Below are 17,756 nucleotides of genomic sequence, written 5' to 3' on the forward strand. Positions count from 1 at the left end.
CTACACAGTGGATGAATGCAACACGTTTAGGTTCGATACCGTCGGAAGGTTTGATTACGTGACCACCGGTAGGACCTGATGCGTTAATCATTCTTTCAATTTCCATAGCGGTAATTACGTTTGAGAAACGTCCGTATCCGTATTGGTAAATTCCGGATGGGTCGAATGGGTCGTAACCGATTGCAGCTACAATAGTACCAACTTCCAATTCGATGATAGATGCTTCTTGGTTGTGATCAATAGCATCTGGACCACATGCCTGTACACATAAGTTACATTCGATACAGTAGTCTTTATCGATAGTAGCGCATAATGGTACAGCTTGAGGGAATGGGATGTATGCTGCTTTTACCATACCTACACCTTCGTCGTAGTAGTTAGGTATTTCAATAGGACAAGCTTCTTGACAAGCTCCACATCCAGTACATAAATCTTCATCTACGTATCTAGCTTTTTTCTCTACAGTTACTTTGAAGTTTCCGATGTATCCGTCTACTTCAGTTACTTCTGCGTAAGAGATTAATTCGATGTTTTCGTGTTTGGAACAGTCTACCATTTTAGGTGCTAAAATACACATTGAACAGTCGAGAGTAGGGAATGTTTTATCTAATTGTCCCATACTTCCACCAATGGTTGGGTTTCTTTCTACCATGTAGGTTTTGAAGCCCATGTCACCTAAGTCTAAAGCGGTTTGGATACCAGCTACTCCACCACCGATAACTAATGCTTTGTTATCTACTGCTACTTTGGTAGCTTCTAATGGTTCGAGTAATCTAGCTTTAGCAACAGCCATACGTGTTAAGTCTTTTGCTTTGGCAGTTGCTTCTTCAGGTAAGTCCATGTGTACCCAGGAGTCTTGTTCTCTTAAGTTAGCAAATTCAAATAAGAATTTGTTTAATCCAGCTTCTTCTACACATCTACGGAAAGTAGGTTCGTGAAGACGAGGGGAACAAGCTGCTACAACAATTCTGTTTAAGTTTTTCTCTTTAATGTCTTCTTGAATCATTGCTTGACCTGGGTCGGAACACATGTACTTGTAGTCAGTTGCGTGGACTACATTTGGTAAGGTCTTAGCATATTCTGCTACATCTGGACAGTCTACGACTCCACCTACGTTTACACCACAGTGACAGACGTAAACACCGATCCTTAATTCTTCGTTATTATTTATTTCTTCTGCCATATTAATTCACCTTGTACAAGTCGTGAAAAATATCTAATATATATAAAAAATTGCAATTTTTAAAAACAGTCAGTAAAATTTTACATAGTATTAGATATACTAATGTAGTAAATACACATATTTAAAGGTTTCTTATGAAATATTAGAGTAAAGTTTATATATGATGAAAAAAAATATTGATTAAAATAGCTTTATAGCTTAAAAAAAGAATAAACAAGGCTAATTATTTAAAACAAATATTTAACATTCGTATCTGATAAAATAATTAATTTAGGTTATGTTAAAAATTGGAAATTTTTATTACAAAATCATGATAATTGCAGGTAGTGTAATCAAAGAGATTACAGTGTTGATTAATATGCAGTCGGAGGTCAGTTCATAGTCAAGCTCATAGGTGATTGCCAAAAGAAGAGACATCATTCCAGACGGCATTGCAGCCTCCACAATGCTTACTGTATGTTCAAGACCTGTAAGGCCCAGAAACCCTGCAACCAAAAAGGCAACAAACGGGAAAAACGCCAATTTCATAACGGATGTAAATGCAATCATGGATTTGCTTCTGGGTATCGCAGAAAAGTCAATCGAAAGGCCCAGTGCAACCATAATAAGCGGAATTGCACCCTGGCCAAGATAATTGACAGTGCTGGCTAAAACGTCCCCGACAGGAATACCAAGAAAATTAAAAAGTAACCCCAAAACAACAGCCCAAAGTGAAGGGAAAAGTGCAACCTTTCTAAAAGCTGTCCTAACGTTTCCTCCGAATTTCAACATGAGGACAAATGACAAAATCAGAAATATCGCCAATGTAGCAATATCACAAAATATCGCCCTTAAAAAACCGCTCTGGCCAAAAATTCCTAAAGTGACCGGATATCCCATGAACCCCGTATTGGCTATCATTACGGTAACAAGAACCGACCACAACTTTTTTTCTTCAAGACCCATTCGCCTTAAAATGAAATAGGAAATTATGCCTGTCGCTATTGAGGAAGCCAAAACGATGAAAGGCAATATTCCCAATTTGGGAATTAATGATAAATCTGCATTATATAATGCATTGAAAATCATGCACGGCAATAGAATATACATCACTATCTTATTGAATGGATCAATGTCGTTTTGGGAGAGAAAATCGATTCTTTTGAGAAAATATCCCAAAGCTATCATCAAAACAATAGATAGGATAGTGGTTTCAATTGCGTTCATAGAAATAGTTAGATTTCAATAATATATAAAATTAAAAAAAAGAAAAGGGTTAAAATTAGCTAACGATACCTTCGCTAGTAATTTTAAATACACATTCACCTTCAGGCAAGTGTGGAGAATCGACCAAACGTGCAATTCTTTTGCCTGCAAGTCCTTTTTTGAGCCAAATCCTATATGTTGAAGCGTGACCTAAAACGTGACCACCGATAGCTTTTGTAGGGCTTCCAAAGAAGGAATCAGGTTTTGCCTGTACCTGGTTTGTTAAAAATACTGCAACATTGTAGGTGTTTGCAATCTGTTGGAGTGAATGTAAATGCTGGTTTAATTTCTGTTGTCTTACAGCCAAAGACTCCCTTCCAACATATTCTGCCCTGAAGTGAGCCATAAGAGAATCGACAATTACCAGTTTAATGTTGGCGCCGTTTTGGATAAGTTCATTGATCTTGTCGACCATGAGAATTTGGTGAGCGGAGTTGAATGCACGTGCAACATGGATTCTGCTCAGTACCTGTTCGACATCCAAATCGAAACCTTCAGCAATCTGTCTTACCCTTTCCGGACGGAAAGTGTTTTCGGTATCTACAAATACGCATTCGCCGTCAAGTCCTCCGAGTTCTTCAGGCAATTGGACAGTTACAGCCAATTCATGGGAAATCTGACTTTTACCGGATCCGAATTCACCGAACACTTCAGTGATTGACTGGGTTTCTATTCCGCCGCCGATCAAGTCGTTGAACTCCTGGCTGCCGACGGTAATGTGGCCAACATCCTTTCTTCTTTCATCAACTTCCAAAGCGGTTTCAAAGTCGATGTTTTCAGCCCTACGAGCTGCTTCAATAACCTTTTCAGCAACACCTTCACCGATTTCTGCTTTAACTGACAATTCCTTTGGAGTAGCAGTAGCTAATCTCATCATATCAGCGAAACCTGCGTCTCTTAATTTTTCTGCTGTTTTTTCACCAACACCTGGCAAATCTGCTAATTCTACCATAATAATCATTCCTTTTGTTTATTTAAAAATATTTGTTTAAGATTTTTTTAGGACTTAACCTATTTTCTTCATTGAATTCATCAAAACTGACATTAGCAATAATTTCGACGGTCAGACCGTTGAGGTCCTGAAGCTTGTCTTCAATACCGTAACCGTCATCAATAAGACTAATAATTTCCTCTTTTTTCATTCCGATAAGCTCTTCGGCCAATTTATCAAAGAATGTAACCTGAATATCTCCTGTATCATCCTCGATTCTTGTAGGAACCATCAAAAGATAATCCGGTTCATCGAATGTGTGTCCGCAGTTGTCGCAGATATACTCGTCGATTGTCTCTTCGACATTTGATCTGCAGTTAGGACATTTCTTAAGGATTACCCTTTCGGTGCTTACATCTATGATTGTACCTGTGACACATACATTGGTATCATCTTCAAGCAGGGATTCAATGGATTTTGGAGCAAATATTGCTTCCATCAGCTCATCTATTGAAGGCAATTTTGCAAGCTCGCTTTCGCTAGGCTCAAGAATTGTAGTTGCCCTTGATACATTAGCTTCCAAACGATTGTCCATGTTCAAAGCCAAACGAGGGTTCTGGAGCTTGATTCCATCTCCTATTTCCCTTTCCTTGGTAGCGTCCTTATCCCATAGCGCAACCCTGATTGTGCCTGTGTCATCGGCTATTTCAATATTTCTGACATGCCCGACATCACCTGTGTCCCTGTCAAACTCACGTACGTCGTTGATTTCAATAATTCTTCCGATGATGATTGTGTCCTCTTCATCCTCATCCAAATCCTCAATCTTTTTAGGATTGTAGATTGTCTTTTCAAGTGTGGACAGCTCAGGGATAAACCTTGCTGATGCCTCTTCTTCGGATAATTTAATTACTCTTGATCCTCCACCGATGTTTAAATCAACGCTCATCATTCCAAGTCTGGTTCTTGCATTTTCGATTTGGTATGCGTCTCCTACAACGAACTCTTCACGAGCCCTTTCATTCCAGAATGACAGTTGGACCTTGCCTGATTCATCTGCAAACATGACTGAGCGAACGATTCCGACAGTGCCGTCATCCCTTTGGAATTCATTGATGTCGTTTATTGAAAGGATTCTTCCTATGATGTCAACTTCCTTGCCGTCATCGTCGATTTCGGAAATACTTCCGATTGGAACAGGCCTTAACTGTTCTCTTATTGCTTCAAATGCATCCAATTCCTCGTCTGTCAGATTATTCGGATTGATTGAAATTTGAGTGTTGAAGCCTGTGTTCATGGAATAACCGCTTTCTGTGTAATCGTCAAAGCGAACGTCACCGCCTATGATCTTTACGATGTCGCCCTTGTTAATCGGCAATGCAGTGTCATCGCCCCAAACGGTAACCCTGATTGAACCTGTATTGTCACCAACATCGAAGTTTCTAAGCCTTCCTTCAGTATTGTCTTTTTTTCTCAGGAATGTTTTAATGTCCTGGAGTCTGACAACAACACCCTTGATTGAAACGTCCTTCTGTTCGCTCAAATCTCCGATTGGGGTAAATTCCTGTTGGATTTCAGGAACTTCAAAGTCGCCCTTGATGATTCTTCCGTCCCAATGGGTCAGTGATATTTCAGACATTCCGTCCCTGTCCAATCTTTCACGGGATTGTGCTGAAAGGATTTTAACGGTATCTCCGTCTTCCAATCCTAAACTTTCAATAAGTTCAACATTCTTGTTCCATAGGGTGTAGGTAATCTTGCCTGTTGCATCCTGAAGTTCAAGGGAAGCTACTTTTCCCTGTTTTCCGTTTTTCTCATAACTTCTTATGGTAGGAATCCTGAGGATTCTTGCAATGATGTTGACTTTGGTGTCAGGCTCGATGTCTGCAATGTCTGTGATTTCCTCTTCATATGCAGGGAACTTTGATGTGTCCTCTTCCATGTGAACGATTGATGACCTTGGCCTTAAGGTTGCTTCAAGGCCTGAAAAACCGTCTTTAATGTCCACATTCTTAATCTGAATGATGTCTCCTTCGTTGAATTTCTTTAAAAGAGGCATGTTCTGGGTCCAGAATGTGCATCTCATTGAACCTGTATTGTCCTGAAGCTCCACATTGCAGAGTTCACCTTCAGCTCCCTTACGGGTCTTGAATGATTTTTTGTTGGAAATTGACACTACCCTACCGGTGACTGAAACGTCTTTGCTGCCGTCTTCCAAATCGCTTATTGTCTTGTTTGAAAATTCAGGTTTTTCTGAAACGACTTCAACCTCTTCGGTTCTGTATTCACCGACAACCATATCTGCAAATGTCACATCACCCATGAATGATGCATGAGCGTTTTGATCTTTGAATTCCTGCATGCGTGCGAAAAATTCCTCTTCGGTTATCTGATCTTTAATCTTGTCGTATCTTTCCTGAAGCTCTTCAGTCATGACAAAACCTGGTTCGGAATCGTCTGTGTCATCGTCATTTTCTGTTGAATCGTCCTCGGCTGTTTCGACCGGTGCTTCTTCATCTTCATGTGCGGAAACTACTTCTGGAACTTCGACACCATAATTTTCTAAAATCATGCGTGCGAGGTCCATATCATTCATAAATCCCACATCACCGTAATTTTCACGTAATTTTTCTATTTCAGCGTTGAACTCTTCTTCAGAAAGTTGATCTTTGATTTTTTCGTATAATTGTAAAATTTCTTCTTGCATACCAAACCCCTCATAGAAAAGTTAATTATTATTTTATATTCAAACTCTATATAAAGTCTTAGAGACAGAGCATTTGAAGAGTAATATTTTATATAAAAAAAATTCATTATAAATGTAGTCAAAGTGTGCATATGTGCAAATGTGCACCGCTAATATGCGTTCGGATTTTTCTTTAAAGCTGTTTTAATCATTATAGCAAGGTCCAAACCCATGTGCCAGTTTTCTACATACTCTATATCATATTCTATACGTTTATGGATGGATGTATCTCCACGGCATCCATGTATCTGAGCCCAACCGGTTATGCCCGGCCTTACCTGATGCTTGACCATGTATTTCGGAATTGTCTTTTTGAACTGGTCAACGAAGTAAGGTCTCTCAGGCCTTGGGCCTACAACACTCATGTCCCCTTTCAAGACATTGAAAAATTGAGGCAATTCATCAATACTGGTTTTTCTGATGAAATTCCCGACCCTTGTTTTACGGGGATCGTCTTTTGTGGTCCATTCCGATTTCTCTTCACCCGGATCCTGAACCCTCATACTGCGGAACTTGTACATCATAAACGGCTTGCCGTGATGGCCTATCCTTTCCTGCTTGAATATTATAGGTCCCCTTGATGTCAGCTTGATAGCTATTGCGGTGACTATCATGATTGGGGATGTGATGATAATGGCGATTATGGATATGAGATAGTCGGAGCAGTACTTGAGAAACTTGTTGAAATCGTCATCCAGCGGCACATAGCGAATGTTAATGATTGGAATGTCTTCAATCATGTCCACTGAAGGCTGTGCAGGGAAATATCTGATGTAGTCAGGAATGATTTCCGCCTTGATACCGACCTTTTCACAGCTTTCCACAAGCTCGTTGATTTTATAATAGTATTTCAGCGGAATAGCCAGAACAACCCTGTCGAAATCATGGTTTTCCAAAAGATTATCCAAATCCTTAAATCCGCCTATTACCTTGGTTCCTGCAATTTCATTGCCTATGTGCTCTGATCTTCCTAAAACTCCACTTACTGAAAACCCGAGATAAGGGTTTGCCTTGATTTTGCGGGCAAACTCAAAGGCCAGTTCATTGTCCCCGACAATGAGGATGTGCTTGAGGTTTCTGTTGTTTATTCTGATTTTTCTTAGAAAACTTCTGACAACGAACCTTTCGATGATTCCAAGAAACGTTCCGATTATTGCCATGAGGAAAAGCATGATTCTTGAAAAGTTAGGCTGGTTGATTATAAACAGAATAGAAACCAGAACGAAAAATGCAACAATATTAACCTTGATTATTTGAGTTGCCTCAGAGAAAATGTTTTTGTATGTTCTGCGGGGCTTGTACAGTCCGAAAGCGAAATACAAAATTATATAAGTGGGAATTACTGCAAACACGAAAAATAAAAGATAGCTGAAAAATCCCAAATGGCCACCTATAGGGCCGAAAATGGTTGTATCGAACCTCAGCCAGAATGAACATATAAGTGACAGCATCACTACCAGAACGTCTAGCAATACCAATATTATGTTCAATAGTCTTTGATTTTCCTTTATCATAGCAATTACCAAAAAACCAGTTTTAATTATAATATTAGTATAATATCTTATTTAACTTTTGTTTTTAAACAAATTTAAAAACAGCTTTAAACAGCATAAAACTGCCATTCCAAGATATACAACAATATTTACAATGAATGATGATTCGCCGGCATGGTGCTTTTTGTAATAGATATACATGGCATGATAAAATTCATAAATCAGCTTGTTTTTCTGCTTCTTGCTGCTTGCACCCTTAAAATGAGTGATGGATGACTTTCCATAGTAGACTATTTTCCATCCGGCGTGCTTGATTCTATAGCACAGGTCAATGTCCTCCCCGTACATGAAAAAGCTTTCATCCAAAAGGCCGACCTCATCCAAGGCCTCTTTTCGGATAAACATGAACGCTCCGGTAAGGCAGTCAATTTCATAGACTTCCCCGTCCGGAAGGTCTGTCAGGTTATAGTTGTCGTCCTTGCTTTTTGTCGGAATGTGGAAAAGCCTGAAAAAGGAGTTTTTAACGTTTGGAAATGTTCTTTTGCATGCCTTGTCAAGCTCACCGCTTTCAAGAAGAACCCTGCATCCGCATGCGCCAACATCGCCATGGCTTTCCATATAATCATATATGCTTTCAAGTGTATTTTCCCACACGACGGTATCTGAATTCAAAAGCAAAACGTAATCTCCACTGACACGTTTTAAGGCCTGGTTGTTTCCTGAGGCAAAACCGTTGTTTTCGCTGGAGGCAATGAACGTTACCTTATCCTTAAAACAGTCCTCCAGTCTCTCAAGGCTGTCATCGCCTGAAGCGTTATCGACGACAATGACCTCATATGTAAACGGATAGGAATATTCAAGAATTGAATTGACCGTATCCCTTGTCATGTCAAATGTCCGATAGTTTACAATAACGATTGAAAGATTCATGTTCTACCTTTTCAAGAATTTAATAGTGTTAATAATTAATCTATATTCCATTTTTAAATAATTAACTGTATTTTCGGATTTGAATTTTGTTTTGGTGATTTTATCCCTGCCGGAGAGGCCTTCCCTTATTCCTTCAAGATAAAGGGAACCGAAACCTTTCCTTAAAAAGAACAGGTACTTGAACAGAAATCCGAAAAACAGAAATATGAAATTGGTGATTTTAAATGGAATCGGAATGTTTTTGTAGACAACCCAGACATTGTTTCTGGCCGCCAGCTTCACCTTGAACTCATTGTATCTGCTTCCGCTTGTGGCGCTTCCAATATGATATACAATAGCCTGCGGACATAACAGATTGCGATATCCGTTGATTTTTGACCTTAACGCCAAATCGACATCCTCCATATAGGCAAAGAAGTTGTCGTCAAATCCTCCAAGCTCCTCAAGGACGGATTTTCTGTAAAGCGCAGCTCCAGCACAGCTTGAAAATATTTCACGAACCTCGCTGTACTCCTCTGAGTCGTGGTTTTCGCCTGTCTTTTTAGTCCAGCCAAGAAGATTGTACTCATCGCCCACATCATCAATGAGCCTCTTGTTTTTATACTGAAGCATCTTGGCCTGTACCGAAAATATGTCGTCGCCGCCTGAAATAAGACTGACCATGTGTGCGATTGAACCCTTTTTGATTTCAGTGTCGTTGTTTAAGGAGAAAATATAGTCGTATTTCGCCTTCGAAATTCCCTGATTGACTGCAGGGGCAAAGCCGAGATTTTCATTATTTTCAATTAATATTACCGGAAAATCGAATGTATTGTTTTTGATATACTGTCTGCTGTTGTCATCAGATCCGTTATCTATGATGATTACTTCCCCGATGAATTCGCTGTCATCGTTTAGAGATTCGAAGAAGGCCTTCAAAAACCTTTCCCCATTATAGTTTGGCGTTACAACAGAAACTTTCATATTAATCAATTGAATTTTTGAATTTGAACCACAGTTTATAATATAATTTTGGATGTAATAAAAATAGCTTTACCTTAAGGCTGAATTTGGCATCTCCCCTGAACCTTGACAGTTTAGTCAGCAAGTCCCTTTTCTTCATTACATACATCACATCGTCAAAGCCGTAGCAGCTATAGAAAAAGTAGTTCATGTTTCCGAAAATGGCTCTGGGGATTCTGGATGTCACAATCATGTTTGCCAGGTCATTTTTTCCATGGATTCTGTAGAAATCCGCCAGGTTTTCAAAGATTGGAACTATGTCAAAACGCCTGTATTCCGTTGTCCTTATGGCAGAATCAGAACGCTGGATATAATAGTATGTTACCTCATTGCTTATGTGAATCCTGTCACCGTAAATCAGGGCCTTGAGTGCGAATTCCGTGTCTTCACCGTAGACCACGCCGGGAGTGAATCTGATGTTGTTTTGCTTGATTATGTCTGATTTGTACATCAGCTGGAAAAAGTTGAAAAGGATTTCCATGTTCAATTCCTTTTTTATGAAATCGTCGGTTGAAATTATCTCGCCTTCAAAGTGATTTGGAGCGGAAAGGATATCGTCATCCTTTTTTACGAATTGTATCAGGCTGAATTCATGTTCGCCTGTGTAGAGTTCAGAGAGATGATTCGGCGATACAAGATCATCCCCGTCGACAAAAACAAGATAATCTCCTGATGAAACCTCGATTCCATGATTTCTTGCAACGCTTACGCCTGCATTTTCCTGATGAATTATCTTATAGGAAACGCCGCAGTCCTTCAATGTCGAATTTATTACCTCAAGGCTGTTGTCGGTTGACCCGTCGTCAATGACGATGATTTCATAGCCGTCAAAATCCTGATTGATAACTGAATTGAGAGTGTTGCCTATATATTCACCGCAGTTATAAACCGGAATGATAACGCTAACCTTATAATTCTTCATTTTAACCCTCACAATTTAAAAGAAAATCAACTACTCTTGCAGAAGATTTACCGTCAATCTCATCAAACTGTGTCCTTACAAAACCGGACAATTTGTCCTTTTTAAAATCACCATTTACAATCACATCAATCAGCTGACTTGAATCATTAACTATAGGTCCGGGAACCGTGGATTCGAAATCAAAATAAAATCCCCGTTCTTCTCTCAGATAGCTGTCGAAATCATATGTGAAAAATACGACAGGCCTGCCAAGCATTGCAAACTCTATCATTATTGATGAATAATCAGTGATTAGAATGTCTGTGATTAAAAGCAGTTCCTGCTCTGAGGGATAATCGCTGCAGTCGACGTAATCACCGATTGATGAAATGTCATCTGAATAGAAATTTTTGATTTTGGGATGCAGGCGCAGAGCCAAAACATATTCCTCGCCCAGAGCATCGTTGAAGCTGTCCAAGTCAAGATAGTCGAAGACATTGTTGAATTTCTCCTCATCCCTGAATGTCGGGGCATAGAGAATGATTTTTTTATCGGGTGAAACATTATATCTTTTGCAGAAGCGGGATTTGATGGCTTCGACATCATGGTTTTCAAAGTAATAGTCTGCCCTTGGAAGGCCCAAAGGTCTGATTTTATCTTTTGGAATCTGAAATGCTTCGGAGTAATAGTCAATGATATTTTTTGAAGAAACAATCAGAAAATCAGTGTTTTTACTTGCCTTTTGAAGAATCTGCCTGCTTTCAACCTCGCTTGAAGCACCGAACTTTTTAAAGGCACCCGGAGCATGCCAAAGCTGGGTAACGATGGTATCGTCTTTAAAATTCATGAAAGCCAATGGGAAAAAGTTATCGTTTAAAAACACATATCTGGAAGTGGCCAAACTTTTAAAGGACATTAAAGAGATTTTATCCTTATAAAAAAAGTCAAATTCAAAATTTCCCCTTTTTTCAAATTCCTTTTTAATGTAGTCCAGATTACCCTTAAAGGACTGTTTTGAATCAATAATAAACGTTATCTTGTTTTTTTTAATGGGAAACACTTTAAACAAACTGAATAAAGCCCCATATATTCTATGCTTGACATATTTCATAAATATCAATGAAAGGGAAAATTAAATTTAATGGAAAAATGATAAAATTCCAGGAATAGACTCCATCATGGCCTGAATACCTAATATGAATATTGCAAGGCCTCCGATGAAATTGATGTATCTTGCGTACTTCATGGCTATCTTTGTTCCGAAAGTACCGATTGAAAGCCAGCAGACAACAGCAATCAAACTTAATATTGCCAAACCCAGCGGATTAACATGTGCTGCAACTCCCTGAGCTGCCAAAATAAGGTTTTCAATGTTTCCAAAAATCAGTAATACAGAAAACTGCTTAATTTCAGAAGTCATCTATTCACCCCTTACAGACTCAATCATTGCTTGTAAACCTAAAACAAATATTGCAAATCCGCCGATGAAATCAATAAAATCAACATAATTGATAAGAAGCTGAGTTCCAAAGGTTCCGATACACAGCCAAATACTAACACAAATAATACTTGCAATACCTAATTTTACTGGATTGACCCCTGCTACAACTCCCTGTGAGGAAAGAACAAGGTTTTCAATATTCCCAAATATAATTAAACCGACAAAAGGTAAATATTGCTCCAACATCCAAATCACCATTTCCCATAAATTCGGAAAAACACATTTTCCGAAAAATAATCTACAATATTCATTAACGAATAATAATATATAAAACTATCTTTAATTATATAATAATGCTTAGGTAAAAAATGAATGGAATTATAAGCAACTCGTCAAATTACTGATTAATTTGTATACAGATAAGAAAAAAATACAAAAAAATTTATAAAAAAAAGAGGTAGTTTTCAAGTGTAAAAATTATCTGTTTGAATACATTTTTTCATAATATTTCTGATAATCCCCACTTTTAACCTGGTCGGTCCAATCCTGATTGTCAAGGTACCATTGGATTGTCTCCTTAATGCCCTTTTCAAATGTATAGCTAGGAGTCCAGCCCAGGTCGTTTTGTATTTTTGTTGAATCAATGGCATAGCGCCTGTCATGACCCAATCTGTCTGTAACAAATTCTATCAATGATTCGGGTTTGCCCAGCTCCTCCAAAATTAACTTGACAATGTAGATGTTTTCCTTTTCATTGTTTCCGCCGATATTGTAGACCTCTCCAAGCTCTCCTTCATGCAAAACCAGGTCAATGGCACGGCAGTGGTCATGTACATGAAGCCAGTCCCGGATGTTTTTGCCGTCACCGTAAATCGGCAGCTTCTTATCCTCAAGAGCATTTGAAATCATAAGAGGAATCAGCTTTTCTGGAAACTGGTAAGGTCCGTAATTGTTGGAACATCGTGTAATGTTAATAGGCAAATCAAAGGTTTCGCTGTATGCCCTTGTAATCAAATCCCCACCTGCCTTTGAAGCTGAATATGGACTGTTTGGCTGTAGAGGAGTGGTTTCGCTAAAGTAGCCAGTTTTTCCAAGGGTTCCATAAACCTCATCGGTTGAAATCTGGATGTACTTTTCAACGCCGAATTCCTTTGAGGCGTTGAGAAGAATCTGTGTTCCCAAAACGTTTGACTTGATGAAAATCTCCGGATCCTCTATGCTTCTGTCAACGTGACTTTCAGCTGCAAAATTGATTACATAATCGCATTGGCGAACAAGGTCATCAACAACGGATTTGTCCCTGATATCTCCCTTTACAAATGAGTAATTGTCCTTGTCTTCAATATCCTTAAGGTTTTCAAGGTTTCCGCAGTAAGTAAGGGCATCGAGGTTGATGATTTCATATTCGCAGTATCTGTTGACCATATACCTTACGAAATTGCTTCCGATAAATCCTGCCCCACCGGTAACTAATATCTTTGTCATTCTATCACTCGTATTTGATTTGGGATTCCTTCAGGCTTTTCCACTGCTTGTCCTTATCGGACAGTATTATCTCATCAATGTCATCAATCGGCCAGTCAATACCAATATCTTCATCATTCCACATTATTCCGCTTTCATCTTCTCCATGGTAGAATTCTGTGCATTTGTACTGGAATTCAGCTTCATCTGACAAAACAACAAACCCATGGGCAAATTTCGGAGGAATATAGAGCTGCTTTTTATTATCTTCAGACAATATTGCCCCAGCCCATTTGCCGTAAGTAGGTGAATTTGCTCTTAAATCAACTCCAACGTCGAACACTTTACCTCTGATGACTCTAACAAGCTTTCCCTGCGGGTAGTTGACCTGGAGGTGGAGACCTCTCAAGACCCCTTTTGATGATTTTGACTGATTATCCTGAACAAAGGTCAAATCATAGCCAGCCTGCTTAAAGTCGTTTTCGTTATAAGATTCCATGAAGTATCCCCTATTGTCCTCAAAAACAGTAGGTTCAACAATAAACATTCCTTCAATGTCCAATTGTGTAAATTTAAACTTTCCCATAAGATCACTTTTTAACTAGATTAAATAAGTATTGTCCATAATCAGTTTTTTCAAGCTCTTTTGCGGTTTTCAATAACTCCTCATCGGTTATATAACCCTTAAGATAAGCTATCTCTTCAAGACAGGCAATGTAGAGTCCCTGTCTTTTCTGAATAGTTTCTATAAAGTTTGAAGCCTCAAGGAGTCCTTCATGAGTACCTGTATCAAGCCAGGCCATACCCCTTCCCAGGAGTTCGACTTTGAGCTTTCCACGCTTAAGGTACTCTTCATTGACGGATGTAATTTCAACTTCGCCCCTGTCGGAAGGTTTGACGTTGCGGGCGATTTCAATTACATCATTGTCATAAAAATAAAGACCGGGTACGACATAGTTTGATTTTGGATTGTCCGGTTTTTCTTCAATAGACAGAACATTCCACTCACTGTCAAACTCGACTACGCCAAAGCTTTCGGGATTGTTGGTGTAATATCCGAATATTACAGCACCCTCCTCGAGGTCTTTAGCCCTTTCAAGTATTTCTGTGAATCTGTGACCGTGGAATATGTTATCTCCCAAAATCAAGGCAACATTATCACCGCCGATGAACTCCTCACCGATGATGAATGCCTCTGCAAGTCCGTTAGGATTATCCTGCACTTCATAAGATAAGTTTACACCAAAGCTACTTCCATCCCCAAGCAATTCCTTATATGCCGGCAAGTCACGTGGAGTGGATATAATCAGTATTTCCCTAATTCCAGCAAGCATCAGTACTGAAATTGGATAATAAATCATTGGCTTATCATATAAAGGCAATAACTGTTTTGAAACTGCCTTTGTAATTGGATAAAGACGAGTTCCAGAACCGCCTGCAAGTACTATACCCTTCATAACAATCACTAAAATAAGATTTTATTTTTCATTATTAATTAAAATAACTACAAAAATGAAAAGTTTCCATTAGGGAAACATCTTCAATTTTAAAAAATCATTTTCTGCGGCGGCATCCTTAAATGTGTCAATGATGTCCTTATCGACAAGCCCGGCATTTACAATTTCAATTTCCAGGTCCATTTCACATAAGCAATCATAAAGGGCATCCAAATTTTTACCATAATAATCAGGAAAGTCCAAAGCATCCATCAGATAATCATGGCCTTTCTCTTGAATTAATTTCCCATCCAATCTCATTTTAGACCTCTTTGAAAGTCTTATAGTGGTCTGAAGTGTAGTAAACCTTATAGTTTCCTGTATTATACACTATCCTTTCGGCCCCACGGGCAGTTCCATTGGCGTTAATGTCACATTCAATGTATTTTGCATCACTGTCGGGAAGAACGTGCTGACGGTTGGTGAATGTATCTCCGCCAATGCTTTTTCCGGGAGCATAATCCTTAAGCGGTCCGCCATGCCATCCAAGTTCCTGAGCTTCCTTTTTAGTTATATAATTGCTTGGAAGCTTGTGAAATTCCTTGATATAGGCTGCAACCTCATCCACTGTACAATATTGGCCGTCTTCAGTTACATGAACATCAGAATCTCCGCCAAAATTTAAAAAATCAAAAAATCCTGCACTTACACATCCGATTGTAAAAAGAGCAACGATAAGTGCAGCGACAAATACAATTTTTTTGTTCATTTAATCAGCTCGATATATTCCTTGATAGCTTCCCTATAATCCCTTAAAGGTTCAAATCCGTTTTCAATCCATCTTTTGTTTTTAAGCACGGAATAGCTTGGCCTTGGTGCAGGTCTTGAAAATTCCGATGCTGTTACGGGAATCACCCTGACATCAGCCCCTGCAATCTCGAAAATGTATTTTGCAAACTCGCACCATGAACAGCTTCCGGAGTTGGTGAGATGATAAATTCCATAATAGTCAGTTTCGATAATCTGGGAAATTCCATAAGCCAAATCGGGAGTGTAGGTCGGTGTTCCCACCTCATCATAAACAACTGTAATTTCAGAGTGATTTTTTGCCAGCTCAAGCATTGTTTTCGGGAAATTCTTGCCGTTGATTCCGTATAGCCATGCTGTCCTCAGAATATAATACTTGTCGAGGATTTCCTGAATGGCCTGCTCGCCTTTAAGTTTGCTTTTACCGTAAACGCTTATCGGACCTATTTCACCATCCTCTTCAATCGGATCTCTTGCGGTTCCGTCAAACACATAATCCGTACTTATATGCACAAGAGGACAGTCAATCTGCCTGCATCCCAGTGCCAAATTCCTTACACCGTCGCCGTTTACTGCATAGGCCAATTCCTGATTGGTTTCACAGCCGTCCACATCGGTGTATGCTGCGCAGTTAATCACGACATCGGGTTTGTTTTCCACAATGAAATCTATTGTCTTATCCTTATCGGTAATGTCTAAGGTCTTTGAAGTTGTTAAAATCAATTCATGTGTGTCCTTTAAGACATCCTCCAGGTCATGGCCCAACATTCCGTTGGATCCTGTAATTAAAATCTTCATAATTATCCCTTAAAAGTTTAATAATATGGTTTAATATATATTATATTTAATATTTAAAAGTCGGAGTTGTTAATATGAAAGTATGCATTATGGGTCAAGGTTATATCGGACTTCCAACAGCCGCTCTGTTTTCAAGAAGCCACTGCGAAGTTGTTGGAGTGGATATCAGTGAAGAAATGGTTAACAATCTAAATAAAGGAATTATCCATATCGAAGAACCGGGAATAGCTGACATCATTAAAAAATCAGTTAAAAAAAATACATACAAGGCTTCCCTGACTCCAGAAAAGGCTGACGCTTTTATCATTACCGTTCCGACACCATACATAGTTGAAAACTACAGCTGCGATTTAAGCTATGTGATTACCGCATGCGAGACAATCGTTCCCCTTCTTGAAAAGGGAAACACAGTCATCATCGAGTCCACAATAGCTCCAATGTCAACAGATGAGGTAATCAAGCCTATTTTTGAAAAGGCAGGATTTACCATCGGAGAGGACTTGTATCTTGCCCATTGTCCTGAAAGGGTGCTTCCGGGAAGAATCCTTGAGGAACTGGTCCACAATGATAGAATTATCGGTGGAGTGACACCTGAATGCAGCGTCAAGGCAAGTGAGGTATATGGCCAATTTGTCGAAGGATATCTGATGCTTACCGAAGCGAAAACCGCAGAGCTGTCAAAATGTATGGAAAACACATTCAGGGATGTCAATATTGCACTTGCAAATGAGCTTGCAAAAATCTGCGCTGAAATTGGCGTCAATGCACTGGATGTAATTAAAATGGCTAATAAACATCCGAGAGTTAATCTTCACTCACCGGGACCTGGTGTCGGAGGACATTGCCTTGCAATAGATCCGTACTTCATTTATGCAAAAGCGCCTGAAACAGCAAAAATCATCAAGCTTGCGCGTGATACAAACAACTCAATGCCGGCATTTGTATGCGAATACGTAAGAAAAATCATTCCTGATGGAAAGATTGCTGTTTTAGGAGTCTCATATAAGGGAAATACCGGTGATGACAGGGAAAGTCCTGCCTATGCAATCATATCAGAGCTTGAAAGCGACGGATATGAAATAGCCATTCACGACCCTCACCTTGAAAGGGACAATTTCGTATGCTTTGCCGATGCAATAGACGGCGCAGATCTGATTCTTATCCTATGTGACCATAAGGAGTTCAAGCATCCGGATTATGAGCTGATCAGTGAAAAGATGGAAAATCCAATAATTTTCGATACCAAAAACATAATCCATAGAGTTCCCGATGATGTCACCCTATACAATTACGGCAATTTGTATACAATTTAATTGCTAAATTAAAAAAAGATATTGACCGGTTATATACATTTTGAACCGGTTAAAATTAAAAAAATG

The 17,756-nt window shown here is 39.1% G+C and carries 18 protein-coding genes; 1 reads left to right on the forward strand and 17 read right to left on the reverse strand.

The window, feature by feature from the left end; all coding sequences use genetic code 11:
- From Q0W04_RS00655 to rfbD, 17 genes are all read right to left on the reverse strand, one after another.
- The coding region (locus tag Q0W04_RS00655) for a CoB--CoM heterodisulfide reductase iron-sulfur subunit A family protein (RefSeq protein ID WP_298498865.1) at window positions 1-1,183 on the reverse strand (1,183 nt) is incomplete at its 3' end.
- 300 nt (window positions 1,184-1,483) lie between these two features.
- Entirely contained in the window at window positions 1,484-2,389 is a 906-nt protein-coding gene (locus tag Q0W04_RS00660) for an AEC family transporter (protein WP_298498872.1), read from the reverse strand.
- Window positions 2,390-2,444: 55 nt separating this feature from the next.
- A complete protein-coding gene (gene radA, locus Q0W04_RS00665) occupies window positions 2,445-3,380 on the reverse strand; it encodes a DNA repair and recombination protein RadA (protein WP_292747759.1) in 936 nt (311 codons plus the stop codon).
- 22 nt (window positions 3,381-3,402) lie between these two features.
- Complete coding sequence (locus tag Q0W04_RS00670) at window positions 3,403-6,066, reverse strand: OB-fold nucleic acid binding domain-containing protein (RefSeq protein ID WP_298498877.1); 2,664 nt, start codon at window positions 6,064-6,066, stop codon at window positions 3,403-3,405.
- A gap of 149 nt (window positions 6,067-6,215) precedes the next feature.
- Window positions 6,216-7,619, reverse strand: coding sequence for an undecaprenyl-phosphate glucose phosphotransferase (locus tag Q0W04_RS00675; protein WP_298498880.1), 1,404 nt, complete (start codon window positions 7,617-7,619; stop codon window positions 6,216-6,218).
- Between the two features lie 51 nt (window positions 7,620-7,670).
- Window positions 7,671-8,528, reverse strand: a complete 858-nt coding sequence (locus Q0W04_RS00680; protein WP_298498883.1) for a glycosyltransferase family 2 protein — start codon at window positions 8,526-8,528, stop codon at window positions 7,671-7,673.
- Between the two features lie 3 nt (window positions 8,529-8,531).
- The gene (locus Q0W04_RS00685; protein ID WP_298498887.1) at window positions 8,532-9,491 is read right to left on the reverse strand and encodes a glycosyltransferase family 2 protein; all 960 of its coding nucleotides are present in this window, start codon (window positions 9,489-9,491) and stop codon (window positions 8,532-8,534) included.
- Between the two features lies 1 nt (window position 9,492).
- Window positions 9,493-10,452: a glycosyltransferase family 2 protein gene (locus Q0W04_RS00690; protein ID WP_298498890.1), complete on the reverse strand. Its 960-nt coding sequence runs from the start codon at window positions 10,450-10,452 to the stop codon at window positions 9,493-9,495.
- 1 nt (window position 10,453) lies between these two features.
- Window positions 10,454-11,542 carry a CDP-glycerol glycerophosphotransferase family protein gene (locus tag Q0W04_RS00695; protein WP_298498895.1) on the reverse strand — a complete coding sequence of 363 codons (1,089 nt, stop codon included), beginning with the start codon at window positions 11,540-11,542 and terminating at the stop codon, window positions 10,454-10,456.
- A 27-nt stretch (window positions 11,543-11,569) separates the two neighbouring features.
- Window positions 11,570-11,851, reverse strand: coding sequence for a hypothetical protein (locus Q0W04_RS00700; RefSeq protein WP_298498898.1), 282 nt, complete (start codon window positions 11,849-11,851; stop codon window positions 11,570-11,572).
- Window positions 11,852-12,118, reverse strand: coding sequence for a hypothetical protein (locus Q0W04_RS00705; protein ID WP_298498901.1), 267 nt, complete (start codon window positions 12,116-12,118; stop codon window positions 11,852-11,854).
- Between the two features lie 231 nt (window positions 12,119-12,349).
- Window positions 12,350-13,357: a dTDP-glucose 4,6-dehydratase gene (gene rfbB / locus Q0W04_RS00710; RefSeq protein ID WP_298498904.1), complete on the reverse strand. Its 1,008-nt coding sequence runs from the start codon at window positions 13,355-13,357 to the stop codon at window positions 12,350-12,352.
- Window positions 13,358-13,361: 4 nt separating this feature from the next.
- Entirely contained in the window at window positions 13,362-13,922 is a 561-nt protein-coding gene (rfbC, locus tag Q0W04_RS00715; protein ID WP_298498905.1) for a dTDP-4-dehydrorhamnose 3,5-epimerase, read from the reverse strand.
- A gap of 4 nt (window positions 13,923-13,926) precedes the next feature.
- Window positions 13,927-14,793 (reverse strand): glucose-1-phosphate thymidylyltransferase RfbA, encoded by an 867-nt coding sequence (gene rfbA / locus Q0W04_RS00720; RefSeq protein ID WP_298498908.1) that lies wholly within the window; start codon window positions 14,791-14,793, stop codon window positions 13,927-13,929.
- 69 nt (window positions 14,794-14,862) lie between these two features.
- Window positions 14,863-15,093: a barstar family protein gene (locus tag Q0W04_RS00725; RefSeq protein ID WP_298498911.1), complete on the reverse strand. Its 231-nt coding sequence runs from the start codon at window positions 15,091-15,093 to the stop codon at window positions 14,863-14,865.
- 1 nt (window position 15,094) lies between these two features.
- Window positions 15,095-15,541, reverse strand: a complete 447-nt coding sequence (locus Q0W04_RS00730) for a ribonuclease domain-containing protein (RefSeq protein ID WP_298498914.1) — start codon at window positions 15,539-15,541, stop codon at window positions 15,095-15,097.
- The gene (gene rfbD, locus Q0W04_RS00735) at window positions 15,538-16,377 is read right to left on the reverse strand and encodes a dTDP-4-dehydrorhamnose reductase (protein ID WP_298498917.1); all 840 of its coding nucleotides are present in this window, start codon (window positions 16,375-16,377) and stop codon (window positions 15,538-15,540) included. Before rfbD ends, Q0W04_RS00730 begins: the two co-directional genes overlap by 4 nt.
- A 74-nt stretch (window positions 16,378-16,451) precedes the next feature.
- On the opposite strand from rfbD, the gene Q0W04_RS00740 reads away from it, so the two are divergent.
- Window positions 16,452-17,690: a nucleotide sugar dehydrogenase gene (locus Q0W04_RS00740; RefSeq protein WP_298498920.1), complete on the forward strand. Its 1,239-nt coding sequence runs from the start codon at window positions 16,452-16,454 to the stop codon at window positions 17,688-17,690.
- The last annotated feature ends 66 nt before the right edge of the window (window positions 17,691-17,756 follow it).

The sequence above is a fragment of the uncultured Methanobrevibacter sp. genome (assembly GCF_947170395.1).
Classification (GTDB): Archaea; Methanobacteriota; Methanobacteria; order Methanobacteriales; family Methanobacteriaceae; genus Methanocatella.